The organism is Nocardioides segetis, from assembly GCF_051390595.1.
Classification (GTDB): domain Bacteria; phylum Actinomycetota; class Actinomycetes; order Propionibacteriales; family Nocardioidaceae; genus Nocardioides.
The window spans coordinates 1-16632 of sequence record NZ_JBNINR010000005.1; the positions used below are offsets into that span (position 1 = coordinate 1).

General features: G+C 74.7%; 13 protein-coding genes. 12 read left to right on the top strand and 1 reads right to left on the bottom strand.

Annotated features, from left to right (window positions below):
- Positions 1–481: 481 nt before the first annotated feature.
- From ACPZVR_RS10590 to ACPZVR_RS10645, 12 genes are all read left to right on the top strand, one after another.
- Positions 482–2101: a GTPase domain-containing protein gene (locus tag ACPZVR_RS10590; protein ID WP_436699547.1), complete on the top strand. Its 1620-nt coding sequence runs from the start codon at positions 482–484 to the stop codon at positions 2099–2101.
- On the top strand, positions 2098–3612 hold the full coding sequence (locus ACPZVR_RS10595; protein ID WP_436699548.1) for a GTPase: 1515 nt from the start codon (positions 2098–2100) through the stop codon (positions 3610–3612). Before ACPZVR_RS10590 ends, ACPZVR_RS10595 begins: the two co-directional genes overlap by 4 nt.
- Before the next feature lie 181 nt (positions 3613–3793).
- Positions 3794–4429 carry an RNA polymerase sigma factor gene (locus ACPZVR_RS10600; RefSeq protein WP_436699549.1) on the top strand — a complete coding sequence of 212 codons (636 nt, stop codon included), beginning with the start codon at positions 3794–3796 and terminating at the stop codon, positions 4427–4429.
- Positions 4426–5022, top strand: a complete 597-nt coding sequence (locus ACPZVR_RS10605) for a hypothetical protein (protein WP_436699550.1) — start codon at positions 4426–4428, stop codon at positions 5020–5022. Before ACPZVR_RS10600 ends, ACPZVR_RS10605 begins: the two co-directional genes overlap by 4 nt.
- Positions 5023–5044: 22 nt before the next feature.
- On the top strand, positions 5045–7621 hold the full coding sequence (locus ACPZVR_RS10610) for a CHAT domain-containing protein (RefSeq protein ID WP_436699551.1): 2577 nt from the start codon (positions 5045–5047) through the stop codon (positions 7619–7621).
- 66 nt (positions 7622–7687) lie between these two features.
- On the top strand, positions 7688–8185 hold the full coding sequence (locus ACPZVR_RS10615; protein WP_436699925.1) for a serine acetyltransferase: 498 nt from the start codon (positions 7688–7690) through the stop codon (positions 8183–8185).
- Between the two features lie 66 nt (positions 8186–8251).
- Positions 8252–9601: an O-antigen ligase family protein gene (locus ACPZVR_RS10620; RefSeq protein WP_436699552.1), complete on the top strand. Its 1350-nt coding sequence runs from the start codon at positions 8252–8254 to the stop codon at positions 9599–9601.
- A complete protein-coding gene (locus ACPZVR_RS10625; RefSeq protein WP_436699553.1) occupies positions 9598–10521 on the top strand; it encodes a glycosyltransferase family 2 protein in 924 nt (307 codons plus the stop codon). The genes ACPZVR_RS10620 and ACPZVR_RS10625 overlap by 4 nt, the downstream gene beginning before the upstream one ends.
- 56 nt (positions 10522–10577) lie before the next feature.
- On the top strand, positions 10578–11876 hold the full coding sequence (locus tag ACPZVR_RS10630) for a Wzz/FepE/Etk N-terminal domain-containing protein (RefSeq protein ID WP_436699554.1): 1299 nt from the start codon (positions 10578–10580) through the stop codon (positions 11874–11876).
- Positions 11873–12784 (top strand): sulfotransferase family protein, encoded by a 912-nt coding sequence (locus ACPZVR_RS10635; RefSeq protein WP_436699555.1) that lies wholly within the window; start codon positions 11873–11875, stop codon positions 12782–12784. The genes ACPZVR_RS10630 and ACPZVR_RS10635 overlap by 4 nt, the downstream gene beginning before the upstream one ends.
- Complete coding sequence (locus ACPZVR_RS10640; RefSeq protein WP_436699556.1) at positions 12781–14022, top strand: hypothetical protein; 1242 nt, start codon at positions 12781–12783, stop codon at positions 14020–14022. Before ACPZVR_RS10635 ends, ACPZVR_RS10640 begins: the two co-directional genes overlap by 4 nt.
- On the top strand, positions 14009–15550 hold the full coding sequence (locus ACPZVR_RS10645) for an oligosaccharide flippase family protein (protein WP_436699557.1): 1542 nt from the start codon (positions 14009–14011) through the stop codon (positions 15548–15550). The genes ACPZVR_RS10640 and ACPZVR_RS10645 overlap by 14 nt, the downstream gene beginning before the upstream one ends.
- Positions 15551–15589: 39 nt before the next feature.
- On the opposite strand, the gene ACPZVR_RS10650 is transcribed toward ACPZVR_RS10645, so the two are convergent.
- Positions 15590–16603, bottom strand: a complete 1014-nt coding sequence (locus tag ACPZVR_RS10650; protein ID WP_436699558.1) for a glycoside hydrolase family 16 protein — start codon at positions 16601–16603, stop codon at positions 15590–15592.
- Positions 16604–16632 lie beyond the last annotated feature (29 nt).

Genomic DNA, 16632 nt, shown 5'->3' on the forward strand with positions numbered 1-16632 from the left:
GCCGATGGCCGCCTACGTCATGAAGCCCCGCCGCCGGTCCTCAAACCCCACCACTCCAGGGGACTCTCTTGTCACCGAGTCGCAAGCTCACGCGGTAGTGCGCGACTTCGGCTGGCTGCGCTTCTCTCGGCTTCGCCTGCTCGGCCAGCCGAGCAGCTCGCCTCAAGGGGCCAGCGGCCCACTTGAGGTTAGACCACTGCGCAACGAGGCCGACCGAAGGAAGAACCCTCGCGGATCTGCATCAGTGCAGGTCGGCGGGGGTCTTCTGGTTTTCCCCGCCCGCCCGACCCGCCCGCCCGACCCGCCCGCCCGACCAGCCCGGCGCCGGCCGACGCGGATCTTTCTCAGCCCGGTCGGATCTTTTGGTCGGCGTCGGGCCACTGGTGTCTCGACAGGCTGGCATGGACCCAGCGCGGGCGGTGCGAGGTACGAGGTGACTGGTGGGCGCTGAGCGGATGCGGTCGAGACGAGGTGGGCGGCGGTGAGCGCCGGCGCCGAGGAGGCGCGTCGGCTGCGTGACGCGCTTCGGGCCGCCGTCCTCCCGCTCGGGCTGCCGGGCAGCGAGCCGGTCCGTGAGCACCGCGAGATCCTGCTCCACCAGCTCGACGACTACGTGCTGCCGCGCCTCTCGCAGCCCGAGCGCCCGTTGCTGTTGGTGGTCGGCGGCCCGACCGGCGTCGGCAAGTCGACGATCGTCAACACCCTGGTGGGGGAGCGGGTCACCCAGTCGGGCCTGATCCGGCCCACGACCCGCTCGCCCGTCCTGATCCACCACCCCGCCGACGCCGCCTGGTTCGCCCGCGACGGCATCCTCGGCGCCTTCGACCGGGTCGACCACGCCACCGACGATCCCGAGGTCCTCCAGCTGGTGCCGACGACCGCGGTGCCGCGCGGCACAGCGCTGCTCGACGCCCCCGACTTCGACTCGATCGACGACGCCAACCGCCGGCTCGCGACGCGCCTGCTCGCGGCGGCCGACATGTGGCTCTTCGTCACCTCCGCCAACCGGTACGCCGACCAGGTGCCGTGGCACCAGCTCGACATCGCCCGTCGGCGCGACACGCCGCTGATGGTCGTCCTGAACCGGATCCAGCCCGAGGACCTCGAGGTCGTCTCGACCGACCTGGTCCGCCAGCTCCGCCGCCGGGGGATCGGCCGCGGCAAGGTCGTGATCGTCGAGCACGGACGGATCGAGCACGGCCTGCTCCGCACCCACCAGGTCGACGCCATCCGCGGCGCGATCGAGGAGCTCTCCGCCGCGCCGGCGATCCGTCGCGACATCGCCGCCCAGTGCGTGGCCGGAGCTCTGCGCGAGGCCGGGAAGGTCGCCGACGAGGTGGCCGCGGCCGCTGACGAGCAGGTCCGTGCCGTCGGCGAGCTGCTGCGGGTCGCCGACCGGACCTATGCCGCCGCCGAGGCCGCCCTGGTCCGCGCGGCCACCGACGGCTCGGTGCTGCGCGGGACGCTGCTGGTGCGCTGGCAGGACCTGGTGGGCACCGACGAGCGGCTCGCGCCCGCCGATCTCCTGCAGCGGGTTCGCGACCGGGGCGCCGCCGTGGCCCCGGAGCAGCTCGATGCGGTCGAGCTCGCGCTCGACCTGGCTCTGGAGGCGCTGGTGCTGGAGCACGCCGAGCAGGCGGCCGAGGCGACCAGCCGTGCGCTGCGCGCGACGCCGTACGGCGCGGCGATGCTCGACTGGTCCGGCGACGACCTGTCCCGCCCCGGCCGCGGCCTCGCCGCCCGCAGCCGGTCCGCGGTGGCCGGCTGGCGACGCGGCCTGGGCAGCGGCGCGACCGGTGCCGACGAGACCGGGCGGGTGGCCCGGCTGCTGTCGGTCGCGTTGGCGGTGGGCACGCTGACCGGGGCGGTCCCCGCCGCCCGCACCGGCCTGGACGCGCTGCTCGCCGACCTGATGGCGCTCGAGCGCGACCGCTACCTGCGGCCGGTGACGGCCTGGGGACTCACGCCCGACGCGCCGCGCTTGGTCCGCGGCGCACGGGAGGCGATCGAGCGGGCCGCGCTCGCCCCGACGACCAGCCCGACGATCAGCCCGACGATCAGCCCGACGACCAGCCCGATGGACAGGAAGGTGCCGGCATGAGTGGTGGACTGGGCGCGGTGTTCCGGGACGCTCCGGCATCGCTGGTCCGTCGGCAGTCGTCGCTGGAGCGCCGGCTCGACGGCCTGCGGACCGCGGTGAAGGAGGCGCGCGGCCGACTCGACGACTCCCTCCTCGACGAGATCGAGGCCACCGCCGCGCGAGCGGACGGCCGGCTCGGCCTGTCGGGGCGGCACACCGTGATCGCCATCGCCGGCGCCACCGGCTCGGGCAAGTCGACGACCTTCAACGCGCTGGCCGGCGCCCCGCTCTCGGAGTCGAGCGCCCAGCGCCCGACGACCGCCGTCGCCAAGGCCCTGGTCTGGGGCGAGCCGGACGCCGAGGTGCGCGACCTGCTGGCCTGGTTGGGGGTGCCGGCGGCCAACCAGCACTTCCGCTCCACCCTCCTCGAGGCGCCGCCCCGCGGCATCCTGCCGGAGGGTCTCATCCTGCTCGACCTCCCCGACCACGACTCGGTCGAGACCGCGCACCACCGCGAGGCGGAGCGGGTCATCCAGCTCGCCGACGCCATGATCTGGGTGGTCGACCCGCAGAAGTACGCCGACGCGGCGATCCACCAGCGATTCCTGCGCCCGCTGGCCGGGCACCGCGCGGTGACCATGGTCGTGATGAACCAGGTCGACACCGTCGCCGAGGACGAGCGTCCCGGGCTGCTGCGCGACCTGCGCAAGGTGCTGGTGGCCGACGGCCTGAGGGATCCGCGCGTTCTCGCGATCAGCGCCCGCAGCGGGCTCGGGGTCGACGACCTGCGGGCCGCCGTGCGCCGCCGGGTGGAGGACAACCAGCACGCCGAGGAGCGGATGGCCGCCGACATCGCGTCCGCCGCGAGCACCCTCGACCGCGCCGCGGGCGATGCGCCGCACACCGTGCCGGAGGTGTGGGTCGACGATCTGGTGCGCCGGGTCGCCGACGCCGGCGGGGTGCCCGGCGCGGCCGCGCGGGTCGCGCGGGCCGACCGGCGGGCACGCCGCGAGGTCCGGGTCGGTCCGGTCGACGGCGCGGCCGTCGGCGCCGCCGTGCGCTCCTTCGCCGACCAGGCGGCCCGTGATCTCACCGACGTCTGGGGGGCGCCGGTGCGCGCGGCGGCGACCGGACGCCTGCCGCTGCTGACCGAACGGCTCGACGCCGAGCTCGGAGCCCTGCGCCCCGCATCCGGCGCCGACACGGGACGCGGCATCCTGGCCGGCGCAGCCGCCGCGGTGCTGGTCGCGCTGGTCGGCGCGGGCGTGCTCACGGCTGCCGGCCAGTCGGTCGTCGCGGCCGCGCTCGCCGTCTGCGGGGTGCTCGCCGGCATCGGCGGCTGGCTGGGGGTCCGGTCGGCGCGGCGGCGGACCGCCGTCCGGGACGGCCGCGCGCTGACCGACGACTGCGCGGAGGTGATCGGCCGGGTGGTCCGGGTCCAGGTGGTCGATCCGGTGCAGGCCGAGCTCGCGTCGTACCGCCGGTTCCGGGCCGGCTTGGACGCCGCTCATGTGATGCGCGCGACACGCTGAAAGGGGTTTCGCGAGCGGCGGTATCAGGTCTGAGAACTCGGGGGGTCGAACTCGTGACGAGGCATCCTCGGTGACCGTTTGATGAACGTCGGAGTGGGGGCTCGGGGCCCGTCTCCGCGTCCACCAGACAGGCGTTCGGCGTGCGATCCACGCCACGGCGCCACGAACCGAGCGAAGGACCATGGCCAGCCCCTCCTACGGCGTACCCGCCGCCTCCGAGAACGACGACCAGAACACCCCCGTGGCGAAGGTGATCCCGCTGCGCTCGCTGTCGCGGGCCGCGGAGACCGAGCCGACCGACTCCGAGCTGCTCGCCCGCTGCCGCCAGCGGGACCCGGAGGCGTGGGATCTGCTGGTCGGTCGCTACGAGCGGCTGGTCTACTCCGTGGCGCGGCGCAACGGCCTCTCGGCCGACGACGCCGCCGACATCACCCAGGGGACCTTCCTGACCCTGATCGACTCCCTCGACCGGATCAAGGACGAGGAGCGCCTGGCCTCGTGGCTGATGACCGTGACTCGTCGCCAGTCCTGGCGGGTGCGCAACCTCAGCCGGCGTGACGTCCAGCTGGAGGTCGCGCCTGAGGAGGTCGACGAGTCCCAGGAGGAGTGGGCCTCGACGCTCGCGCTCCACGACGCGCTGGCCGAGCTCGGCGGGACCTGCAAGGACCTGCTCGAGGCGCTCTATCTCGACCCCGACTCGCCCAGCTATGCCGAGATCGCCCGGCGCTTCGGACGCTCCATCGGCGGCATCGGTCCCCTGCGCGGCCGCTGCCTGGAGAAGCTCCGCGGCATCCTGACCGAGGGAGGTGCCTGGTGACCCGGCGCACGACCTTCACCGAGATCGTCGACTGGATCGAGGGCCGGCTTCCCGCCGAGCGGGCGCAGAGCGTCGCGGACGCCGTCGGCCGCGACGAACAGGCGGCCGGCGCGGCCGCCTGGGTCGAGGAGTTCCTCGCGACCACCGAACGGCTCAAGCTGGAGACGCCGCCGGCGGACCTGAGCAGCCGGTTGCGCGACCTGTTCCGCGAACCCGGTGCCATCCCCGCCGGCCGGGGGTGGAGCCGGGCCCGGCTGCTCTACGACACCCGCGGCGCCCAGCTCGCCGGGGTCCGCGGGCCCGACACGCCCGGCCAGACGCATCTCGCCTTCGACAGCGAGGCAGGGCGCTTCGTGCTCGAGACGGAGCCGGCGTCCGGCGGCCAGGTCGCGCTGCGCGGGCTGCTGCTCGCCGAGCGGGGACCCGTCGCGGCCGAGATCACCCTGCTCGAGAACGGCGTCGTACGTCGCCGCGGCGTCACGACCTCCGACGGCCGCTTCGAGTTCGGCGACGTGCCGGTCGCGGTCGACGAGCTGCGGATCTGTGCCGACGGGGTCCGGGTCGCGGCACGTCTCGAGCTCGCCGACGCCTGAGGCGGGTCGGCGTGACCTCCCGATGAACCGCACCGACGACGTCGCTCGCCTGCTCGCCCAGGCCGAGCGGATCCAGCACCAGGATCTGCCGCGGTGCGCGAAGCTGATCCACACCATCGACAGACTGCTCGACGGTGTCGACGACCCGACGGGCCGCGCTCGACTGGCGCTGCTGCGCGGGGAGATCGAGCTGGACCGCGGCAGCCTGATCGGTGCGATCACCGCCTTCCAGCGGGCGCGGATGGACTGGCTCGCCGCGGGCCGGACGCTCGAGGCGCGCGAGGCGATGCTCGGGCGCACCGCGGTGATGCTGGCCGCGGGGGAGTACGCCGACGTCGTGCTCGTCGTGGGCCGGATCCTCACCGGCGTCGAGCGGGGCAGCGTCGGCGACGAGCAGGTCGCGACCCGGCTGCACGTCCGGGCGCACCAGCAGCTCGGGTCGGCGCACGCCGCGGTCGGAGACCTGGCCGCCGCCGTACGTCACTTCGACCTCGCCGACGATCTCGCCCGCCGCATCGGCGACCGCCTCTCGGTCGCCAAGATCGGGCTCCAGCGGGGGCGCGTCCTGGTCGCCGACGGCCTCGTGCACCGAGCGCTCGACGTGCTCTGCGAAGCCCGGCGCGAGCTGATCCGCGAGGGCGCGACGCTGGACGCCGCGAAGGCGGTGATCCCCATCGCCGAGGCGCTGGCGGCCGCCGGGACCCCGGTGTCGGCGATGGAGCTGCTGGAGCGGATCGCGCCCACGCTGGAGACCCAGGGCGTCGGCCTCGCCGAGCGTGACCGGGTCCTCGCGGAGGCGCTGCTGAGCGCCGGTCTCGCCGAGGAGGCGCTGAGCAAGGCGGTCTCGGCGCGCGACGCGTTCCGAGCCTCGGGACGGATCGCCGACCTGGGCCGCACCGAGCTGGTCTGCGCCGCCGCCGCGCTGCGGCTCGGCCGCACCGACGCCGCCGAGCGCTCGCTGGACGCGGCGGAGCGGCTCAGCGAGGAGTGCGGAGACGTCGTGACCCGCGACGAGGCGCGGCTGCTGCTCACGCGGATCGCCCATCTCGAGGGTCACCACAGCGCGGTCGGGATGCGCCTGTCCCGGATCCAGGGTGACGACACGACGCTCGAGGTCAACCGGGTCCGGGCGATGGTGCTCGCGGCCTGGGTCGCGACCGATCCCTACGACGCCGAGGTGCGGATCGCGCGGGCCTCCGCCGAGGTCGACCGGCTCGCCCGCCCCGAGCTGCGGATGGAGCTTCGCCTCGCCCGCGCCCGGTTCCTGCGTCGTGCCGGCCGCACCAGCGACGCCGCCGACGAGTTGCGGGCGGCGTGCGCCATGCAGCCGCTGCTGGCCCAGCGGCCGCGCGCCACCTCGAGCCGCGGGGGCCTGCTGGCCGAGGCCAGCGACGAGCTGATCGACCTGCTGGTCTCGGACGGTCGCCACGCGACGGTGATCGAGGCCTGGCAGCGGGTCCGCGCGTCGAAGGCCTCGGCGTTCTCCGCGCTGCGCGAGCACACCGCGGGTTGGCACGTCGACGACGCCGCCGGCTCGATCGCCGACACCGACGACCTGATCGAGGCCGCGCGGCGCCGTACGACCGAGCCCGGCCGGGCCGACGCGCCCGACCTGCCGCTGGTCCCCGAAGGGCCGGCCGTCGACTACTACGTCATCGGCAACGACGTCCTCGCCTTCGTGATCCGTGAGGGCCAGGTCTTCGTGCGGCGGCTCACCGGCATCAGCTCGGAGACGGCACGCCTGGTCGACGGCTGGCGGCACGAGTGCCAGATGGTCGCGGCACTCGGCGCGACCGACCCGGCCCACCCGACCTACCCCACGTTCTCCCGGCTGGACGCGCTGTACGAGATGCTGGTCGGCCCGCTGGCCGACCTGCTCAGCGACATCGAGCTGGAGCCGCTCTCGGTCGCCGGGCACCGGCACCTGCTCGGCGTGCCCTTCGACGCGATGCTCGACGTCGGCGCGCCCTGGCGCGAGCGGTTCGCGCCGGCGGCGGACCTGGTGGAGGAGCCGCACGACGAGCCGGCGGCGTCCACGGCGGTGCTGGTGCTGGCGCTGCCCGACGAGGATGCCCCCGAGATCGAGGCCGAGGCGGACATGATCGCCGGCCTGTTGCCCGACGCCGAGGTGCACCGGGGAGAGGAGGCCAGCTCGAAGGTGCTGGCGGAGCGGATCGTCGACGCCGACGTGGTCCACCTCGCGACCCACGGCCGCTTCCACGCCGGCAACCCGCTGTTCTCCGCGCTTCGCCTCTCCGACGGCTGGCTGACCGCCGCCGAGCTGGTCGACGGGAGCTTCCCCATGCACGACCGGGTCGTCGTGCTCAGCGCCTGCGGCTCGGGCCGCGCGGCCGGCAACCTGGTCAAGCCGATCGGCCTGGCCTGGGCGTGCCTCAACGCCGGGGCAGCCGGCGTCGTCGCATCGCTGTGGGTGGTCGACGACGCGGTCACGGTCGAGCTGATGAGGGAGTTCTACCGGCGGCTCGCGTCCGGCGACCCGCCCAGGCGCGCGCTCGGACTGGCACGCCGGCGGGTCGCGGCGTCGTACCCGCATCCGTACTACTGGGCGGCCTTCCGCTACTTCACGCCGGCGTCGTAGCCGCGGGCGAAAGTCCGTGCCGGGGGGATCAGGACGGCCACCCGGGTGCACCAGTGGGACGTGAGCATGCCGCCGACGACCCTTCGTGCCGACGTCCTGCAGGACTGGCGGGCCAACCGACCCGACCACCGCGGCCGGATGGTGATGCTCGCCTTCCGGCTCGCCCACCGCGCGAGCCGCCATCGCTCCGGTGCGTGGCGGATCCCCGCGACGGCCTACGGGTTGGCCTACCGGGTGCTCGTCGAGTGGGTGCTCGGCATCGAGATCCCCTGGAAGACCTCGATCGGCCCGGGCGCGCGGCTGCGGCACGGCGTCGGCCTGGTCGTCAACGACCGCGTGGTGATCGGCGCCCGGGTGCTACTGCGCCACGGCGTGACGATCGGCAACGCGGCGGCCGGCGGCCCCTGCCCGGTCATCGGCGACGACGTCGAGATCGGTGCCGGCGCGGTGATCATCGGTGGCGTCACCGTCGGCGACGGCGCGCGGATCGGCGCGAACGCCGTGGTCACCAAGGACGTGCCGGCGGGCGCCGTCGCGGTGGGCAACCCGATGCGCCTGCTCTGAGCCCGAGCCGGCGCCGGTGGAAGAAGTCCGCGCTCGGTGGATCAAGAGCCGGGCGGAGACGCACTGGTGGAGGGACACCCGCCCTCACAGAAGGTCCCGACCCCGATGAACGTGCGCGAGCACCCCACCCGCCCGGCACCCGCCCGGCCGGGCGGTCCGCCGCGCTCGGCCCTCGACCTGCCCACCTGGCCGCTCGGGGTGCTCTTCGGCGGGCTGCCGCTGTGGTGGGCGTGCGGCGTGCTCGACGTCGTCACGATCCCGTTCGGGGTGCTGATGGCGTGGCTGATGACCCGGGTCGGCGGCGTCCGGGTCCCGCGCGGCTTCGGCTGGTGGGTGCTCTACTGCGCCTGGGCGCTGGCGTCGGTGGTGATGCTCGACCGGGCGGCCGGCCTGGTGCTCTTCGGGTACCGCTGGCTGCTGTGCGTGGCCGCCGGCGTGATCTTCGCCTACGTGTTCAACGCCCGCGCCACGATCACCTCGCGCTACCTCACCGGCACCCTCACCCTGTGGTTCCTCTACGTCACGGTGGGCGGCTACCTCGGGCTGGCGGTCCCCACCGGCTCGCTGCGCACGCCCGCCCACCACCTGTTGCCGGGCGCCGCCCGGGCCAACGAGCTGATCGGCCAGATGACCGTCCGCCCCTTCGCGCAGTACAACCCCGACGGCTTCCTCGAGGTCTCGCCGCGGCCGACCGCGCCGTTCCTCTACACCAACAACTGGGGCAGCGTGTACTCCCTGCTGGCGCCCTTCGTCGTCGTCTACCTGCTGCACACCTGGCGAACGCGCCGGGGTCTGGCTGTGGCGGCCCTGCTGCTGGCCTCGACGATCCCGGCCTTCCTCACCCTCAACCGCGGCATGTTCATCAGCCTCGGCATCGCCGTGGCCTACCTGGCGGTCCGGGCTGCGCTGGCCCGCAAGGGCGCGATCGTCGTGGCGGTCGCGCTGAGCGTGGCGCTCGGCGTGGTGCTGTTCAACGTGTTGCCGGTCAGCGAGCGGATGGGGCTGCGGCTCAACGAGGAGGCCGAGGGCACGAGCAACACCGCCCGGCTGTCTCTCTACGAGCAGTCGCTGTCGGCGGTGGCGGCCTCGCCCCTGCTCGGTCACGCGGCGCCGATCCCGTCGGCCAACCCCGAGGAGCCGAGCGTCGGCACCCAGGGCCAGCTGTGGATGCTGCTCGTCTCGCACGGCCCGGTGGCGGCGCTCGCGTGGGTCGCCTTCTTCCTGGCGATGCGCGCCCGTGGCCGGCGCCGCGGCGACCCCCTCGGCGTCGCGGCGTGTACGACGCTGCTGGTCGGCACGGTCCAGCTCCTGTTCTACGGCATGTTGCCCTACGGCCTGCCCCTCCTCATGGTCGCCGCCGCCGTCGCGGCCCGCGGTCCCGAACTGCCCGCACACTCCGAAGGAGACCCCCGATGATCACGACGGTCCCGCCCCGCGTCGGCGTGGTGATCCCCACCCGCCACCGGCCCGAGCTGCTGCGCCGCGCGCTCGCCTCGGTCGTCGCGCAGGACTACCCGGGCGTGATCGAGACCGTCGTGGTCTACGACGGCACGACGCCCGACGGGAGCCTGGCGTCCGGCGACAGCACCCGGCCGGTCCGCGTCGTCACGAACGACCGCACCGCCGGGCTCTCGGGAGCCCGCAACACCGGCATCCTGGCGCTCGACACGACGTACGTCGCCTTCTGCGACGACGACGACCACTGGCTCCCGGCGAAGATACGCCGGCAGGTCGACCGCGCCGAGGCACCGGACCGGCCCGAGATGGTGACCTGCTCGATCACCGTCGACTACGACGGCATCCGCACCGACCGCCGTGCGGGGACCGACGCGGTCACCCATGCGGACCTGACCCGGTCGATCTACGCGATGCTGCACTCGTCGTGCTTCTTCTTCGACCGCCGGGTGCTGGTCGAGGAGATCGGCCTGATCAACGAGGACCTGCCGCAGAGCCAGCTCGAAGACTGGGACATCAAGCTCCGGGCCGCCGAGCGCCGCCCGATCGCGCACCTCGACGAGCCGATGACGGTCGTGCAGTGGGGCCGCGGCTCGATGTTCGCGCGGCGCTGGAACACCAAGAACGCCGCGCTGCGGGCGATCCTGCGGCTGCACCCGGCGATAGCCGCGGACCCTCGCGGTGCCGCCCGCGTCTACGGCCAGCTCGCGTTCGGCACCGCCGCGGCCGGCGACCGGGCCGAGTCGTGGCAGTGGATCCGGCGCACCGTCCGCACCGACCCGCGGCAGTGGCGGGCCGCGGTGGCGCTCGCCGTGCTGCCGCATCCGCCCAACGCGGAGCGCGTGCTCAACACGCTGCACCGCTTCGGGAGGGGCGTGTGAGCGTGCGGACCCGCGGCGAGCAGCAGATCACCATCAGCAGAGAGGGAACCCGGACAGTGAGCACAGACCTGCAGTCGACGGTCGAGATCGGCCGGCTCGTCCTGGTGCTGCGGCGCCGGTGGCCGGTGGTGGCGCTGGTGACCGCGGCGCTCGTGGCGCTCGCCAGCCTGTGGTTGGTCGTCTCACCCAGCTCGGCCACCGCGACGACCCAGGTCAACGTCAACGTCATCGCCACCGACCCGTTCGCCGCTCAGCGCACCTCCTCCGACCTGCTGGACGCCGCCACCGAGCGCCAGATCGTGCTGTCCTCCGAGGTCGTCGACCGCGCGGCGGCCGAGCTCGGTGACGGCACCAGCGGCCGGTCGGTCCGTGCCGGGCTCGACGCCCAGATGGTCGCCGGCTCGACCGTGCTGCGGATCAGCTGGACCGGCGCCGACCCGCGGCGTGCCCAGGCCGTCGCCGACGCGGTGGCGGCGGAGTACCTCGCCTACCGCGGCGAGCAGGCCACTGCGCGGCAGCAGGACGCGCTGGAGCCGCTCATCGCCCGCCGCGACGCGCTCAACGCCCAGCTCCAGCAGACCGACAGCGGGCGCGGCGCGATCCTCAGCGAGCTCAACCTGGTCCTCAGCCAGATCACCAAGGTCTCGGGCGTCGCCACCTCGGGCGGCACGGTCCTGGTCAGGGCCGCCGACACCACTCCGGCCACCGGCACCACGGCGTCGACGCTGCTGCTCGGCGCCGGGGTGCTCGGCCTCATCCTCGGTGCGGTCGTGGTCGTCCTCGGCGACATGGTGCGCCGCCGGGTCTACGACGCCGCGGACGTGGTCGACGGCAACGGCGGCCCGCTGCTCGCCCGGCTGCAGGCCCGCGCCATGGCCGACCTCGACGCCCCGGCCGACTCCGACGCACTGCGCTCGGTGTGGCACCGGCTCCGGATCCAGATCGCCGACGACATCCCGGTGATCCTCGTGATCGGGGCGTCGGTCGGCGCCCCGGTCGCCGAGGTGGCCCGGGCGTTGGAGCTCGCCGCCGCCGCGGTGGACGACGCGAGCCCGCAGGTCTCGCGCCGGGTCCGGGCGCTGGCCGTGCCCGCCGAGGAAGGCTACGCCGTCGCTCTCTCGCTCGCCCCGCGAGCGACCGTCGTCGTCCTGGTCGCCGAGGACGGACGCACCACCGTGCGCGCGCTGGCGGTGCTGGCCGACCACCTCCGCGCGGTCGGCGTCGAGCCGGCCGGCACGGTCGTGGCCCACCGGTTCACCGAGCCGGTCGCCGCCGCCCCGACCGCTCCGACCGCTCCGACCGCTCCGGCGGCGGAGCCGAGCACGTCCGAGCTGCAGAAGGGAGAGGCGCGATGAGCATGCTCGCCGAGCGGCGCGAGGCCGCCCCGCGCTGGATGAAGGACGTCGCCAACCTGACCACCCGCGGCTACGCGCTCAGCACCGCGGCGGCGCGCCCGGGGCCGGACTTCCTGGTCATCGGCACGAAGCGCGGCGGCACCACCTCGCTCTACAACTACCTCCAGCAGCACCCCTCGCTGCTGGGGCTGTTCCCGCAGCCGCGCGGGCGCAAGAGCACCGATCACTTCTTCGCCTCGGGACAGCGCAGCGAGCGCTGGTACCGCTCCCACTTCCACGCCGAGGCCTACCGGGCCCGGCTGGCCCGCCGGCAGGGGGAGCAGCCGTTGGGCGGCGAGGCGTCGCCCTACTACCTGTGGGACCCGCGGATCGCCCGTCGGGTGCAGGCCGCCTACCCGCAGGTCAAGGCGATCGCGCTGCTCCGCGACCCGGTCGAGCGGGCCTGGTCCCACTACCAGGAGCGCACCGAGAACGGCGTCGAGCCGCTCGGCTTCGCCGAGGCGCTGGCCGCGGAGGACGCGCGCACGGCCGGCGAGCTGGAGCGGATGACGGCCGATCCGACGTACCACAGCACCGCGCACGACTGGTACACCTACCGCGCCCGCGGCGTCTACCTGCCCCAGCTGCGGAACTGGCTCTCGGTCTTCCCGGCCGACCAGCTGCTGGTGCTGCGCAGCGAGGACATGTACGACGACGTGCAGGCCGTCTTCGATCGCATCTGCGCCTTCCTGGGGGTGCGCCCGTTCCGGCTGCCGGATGTGCGTCCGCGCAATGCCAGCCGGACGAAGTCGTCGGTGCCCGAGCCGTGCCGCCGCGAGCTGGCGGAGTTCTTCGAGCCCCACAACCGGGCGCTGGAGGAGTTCCTGGGCCGTGACCTGGGCTGGACGACGCCGGGGTCACCACGGTGAGCGCCCTCGACCACCTCGTCGAGCAGCTGTGGGCCCCGGCGCTCGACACCGGCGATCTGCGGCTCGAGCAGGGGCGCGGTCCGACGCCGGGCTGGACGGACGTGGAGACCTACCAGGTCCTGCCGTCGATCGCGCGCGCGACCATGCTGCTCCCGACGGCGAACCGCCGGGTGCTCGCCGGCTCGCTGCTCAACTTCCGCGGGCTCCGCGACGCCCGCACCCGGGCCCAGCGCCGCGTGCTCGGGTCGGTCGTGTCCGGCCGGCTGCCCCTGCCGTTCCCGCACGTGCGGTTGCAGGCGCGCCTCGGCATCGACCGCGTGCTGCTCCCGACCGAGCAGGTCGCCGCCGACCTCGGGCTGCCCCGGGTGCACGCGTCGATCGGAGTCCGCACCGGATCCAACCGCAAGGCCACCCTGCAGCTCGTCGACGACCGCGGCACCGCCGTGGGGTTCGCGAAGTTCGGCTGGGACCGGGCCAGCACCGAGGCGGTCGTCCGGGAGGCCGACGCGCTGCGTGTCCTCGCCGGTGGCACCGATGGCGTGCGCGCGCCCCGGCTGCTGGCGCAGGGCACCTGGCTGGGACGGCCGTACCTGGTGACCGAGCCGCTGCCCGCCGCGAGCCGACGCCCCGAACCGGGCCGGCTGCCCAGCGCCGAGGAGCTGTTCGCGCTGTGTCCGGTCCAGCGACGCGACCTGGTCGCGCGCTCCGGTCAGTTCCAGGACCTGCGGGACCGGCTGGAGGCGCTGCGTGGGAGCGGGGGCGACGCCGAGCTGGTCGACGCCGTCGACGACCTGCTGGACCGGATCGCCGAGGTCGAGGTCCCGATCGCGGCGCGCTGGCACGGCGACCTCACCGCGTGGAACACCGCACGCGACGACGAGGGCCGGCTGTGGTGCTGGGACTGGGAGTCGACCGAGGACGACGCCGTGGCGGGCCTCGACGCGGTGCACTGGGCCGCGGGCGGGGCCACCCTCGACGGGACCCGCTACGACGGCGCGCTGCTCGCCACGGCCCGGCGCCGGGCCGGGCCCGCGCTGACGGCGGCCGGCCACTCGGCGACGAGCGCGGCGGTCGTACCGCTGCTGTACGTGGCCGCTCTGGTCGAGCGAGCGGTCTCGCTGGCCGCCGACAACGGTGTCTGGGACGACGCATGGCTGCGTCGCGACGAGGCGGTGGCGCTGGTGGCGCACGCCCGCGCCCTGGCGCCGGAGCGGGCCGCGGCCGATGTCCGCCGTTGAGACCTCCCGGGCAGAGGTCGGCGCGGACCTGCGCTCCGCAGCCCGCGGCGGGGTGGTCACCGTCGCCGGCGCGGCCACCAGCACGGCGATGGGCTTCGTGCTCACCATGGTGCTGGCGCGGCAGTTCGGCGCCACCGGCGCCGGCGTCGTCCAGCAGGTGATCGCGGTCGCGACCCTGACGCTCGCCCTGGGCCGGCTCGGCTCCGACACCACCGCCGTCTGGCTGCTGCCGCGGCTGCGGGCCCAGGACCCGGAGCGAATGCGAGCCGCCTGCGGCACACTGCTGGCACTCGCCGCGGCGGGCGGGATCGCCGTGGCGGCGGCCTGGCTGTTCGTCGACGCGATGAGCGGCGGGGACGTGCTCGGCGACGCCCGGGTCGACGACGCCTTCACGGCCGTCGCCTGGGCGCTGCCGTTCGGCGCGGTGATGACGACCGCGCTGGCGGCGACCCGCGGCTTCGGCGGCGTGCTGCCCTTCAACCTGATCGGCAACATCGCCGTGCCCGGGCTGCGGCCGGTCGTCGTGGTCGTCGTCGCCGCGCTCGGGGGCTCGGCGGTGGCCGCGGCCACCGGGTGGGCCGTCGTGCTGGTCCCGGGCGCCTGCGTCGCGGTGCTCGTGCTCGCTCGCCGGCTGCGCGGCACGGAGCACGCCCTCGGCGTCACCGGCGCGGCCCGCCCGCCGCGGGTCCTGGTGCGCCAGATCCTCGGCTTCGGCCTGCCCCGGACCCTCTCGACGCTGCTCGAGCAGGCGCTCGGCTGGCTCGACGTCGTCCTCGTCGGCGTCCTGCTGGGCCCGGCCGCCGCCGGCGTCTACGGGGTCGCATCCCGCTTCGTCGCCGGCGGACTGGTCATGATGACCGCGCTGCGGATCGTGGTGGCACCGCAGTTCAGCGCCCGGCTCGCCGCCGGCGAGAACGCGGAGGCCGGCCGGCTCTACGCGGTCACCTCGACCTGGATCGTCTTCTTCGGCGTCCCGGTCTATGTGCTGCTCGCCTGCTTCGCGCCCTTCGTGCTGTCGATCCCCGGTGCCGAGTTCGGCAGCGGCCGCACCGCGATGGTCGTGCTCTGCGCCGGCGGCGTCGCCCTGCTCGCCGCCGGCAACCTGCAGTCCCTGCTGCTGATGACCGGCCGCAGCGGCCGCGCCCTGCTCAACAAGGTCGTCGTCGTCGCGACCAGCGTCGGCTGCAACCTGCTCCTCATCCCGGTCTGGGGGATCGCCGGCGCGGCCACCACCTGGGCGCTGTGCTGGATCCTCGACGGGGTGCTCTCCGCGCTCCAGGTCGCCCGCCTCACCGGCATCCGGCCCTCCGCCAGCCGGATCGCCGCCGGCATCGCCGCGGCGGTCGTGGTCGCCGGACCCGCCGCTCTGGTCGGCCTCGTGGTCGGTGGACAGTCCCTGCTCGGCTTCGCCGTCGCCGTGCTCCTCACCGGCTCCGGCCTCGTGGCCGCGGCCCGGGTCGGTCGCCGCCCCCTGCGCCTCGACCAGTTCTCGGGGATCGTACGCCGCCGCGGCGCGACCGCCCGCTGACCCTCGCCGGATCCACGGAACCCACGGATCGCGGCAGGCTCAGCCTTCCTTGCGGACCCAGGTGCGCACCGAGTCGACGAGCAGCGTCGACCGACCACCGGACCAGTCGTCGCCGATCCGCGGTGGACCGCCCCAGCCGCCGACCTGCAGATTGATCCGCAGGTTCCAACGCTTGCCGGCGTCGTAGTACTCCTCGTACCAGCTGGGGGAGCCGGCGCAGAACGCGGAGGTGACCTGGCCGTCGATCCACATCACGATCAGGCCGGGGGTCTTGCGGATGACGTAGTCGTGCCAGCCGGTGCCGTCGCGGTCTCCGAGGTCGGCGAGGTCGAAGCGGCGGGCGGCCACCTGGTGGCCGGCGCCGTACGCGGAGTGGATGCTCTGGCTGACCCGCGCCGGCTCGCCGGGGCGCCGGGTGGTCTCCACCAGGTCGATCTCGCCGCCGCTGCGGTCGGTCGGTCGCAGCCACAGGGGCGCGGCCCACAGGCCCTGGCGCGACGGTGCCTTGGCCCGGATGGCGACCTGGAAGGTCGACGGGAGCGCATAGCGACCGTTCGTGTCGACGTACCCGGAGGTGTAGTCGCGCCCGCCCGCCGACTCCTGGCGGGCGGCGATGGCGAGGCGCCCGCGCCGGATGGTCACATTGCGCTCGAGCAGGTAGGCCACGTCGTGGTCGAGCAGCGTCTGGTCGCGGGTGTTCCAGATCCGCGGCCGGAGCCGGTCGAAGCTCTCGTCGAGGTCGATGCGCCACCGGGCGGACGTGCGTGGGCGGTCGGGACGGATCACCGAACGGGGCCGGCCGAGCAGGCAGCCGCGACTCGCGGCGGGCACCTGTTGCAGGTCGGCGAGGGTGAGCGGGCCCGACGGGGGCGGCGTCGCGGACGGGGCGGCCGGAGCGGTGGTGCCGCCCTGCCGGCCCGCGTCGACGCGGGCGGGGTGGCTCGCGGTCTCGTCGAGCCGCACCACGACGACGGCGGCGGCCAGGGCGGCGACCAGGGCCAGCCCGACCCAGACGGGTCGGCGATGGCGACCGCGACGGGGAGCGGAAGCCATCGGCCGGAGTCCCTCCCAGGTCGGAGCCG

Excerpts from the sequence above, each read along its gene's own strand:
- ACPZVR_RS10645 (WP_436699557.1), top strand. The coding sequence starts at position 14,009 with ATGTCCGCCGTTGAGACCTCCCGGGCAGAGGTCGGCGCGGACCTGCGC.
- ACPZVR_RS10635 (WP_436699555.1), top strand. The coding sequence starts at position 11,873 with ATGAGCATGCTCGCCGAGCGGCGCGAGGCCGCCCCGCGCTGGATGAAG.
- ACPZVR_RS10650 (WP_436699558.1), bottom strand. The coding sequence starts at position 16,603 with ATGGCTTCCGCTCCCCGTCGCGGTCGCCATCGCCGACCCGTCTGGGTC.
- ACPZVR_RS10600 (WP_436699549.1), top strand. The coding sequence starts at position 3,794 with ATGGCCAGCCCCTCCTACGGCGTACCCGCCGCCTCCGAGAACGACGAC.
- ACPZVR_RS10625 (WP_436699553.1), top strand. The coding sequence starts at position 9,598 with ATGATCACGACGGTCCCGCCCCGCGTCGGCGTGGTGATCCCCACCCGC.
- ACPZVR_RS10595 (WP_436699548.1), top strand. The coding sequence starts at position 2,098 with ATGAGTGGTGGACTGGGCGCGGTGTTCCGGGACGCTCCGGCATCGCTG.
- ACPZVR_RS10610 (WP_436699551.1), top strand. The coding sequence starts at position 5,045 with ATGAACCGCACCGACGACGTCGCTCGCCTGCTCGCCCAGGCCGAGCGG.
- ACPZVR_RS10615 (WP_436699925.1), top strand. The coding sequence starts at position 7,688 with ATGCCGCCGACGACCCTTCGTGCCGACGTCCTGCAGGACTGGCGGGCC.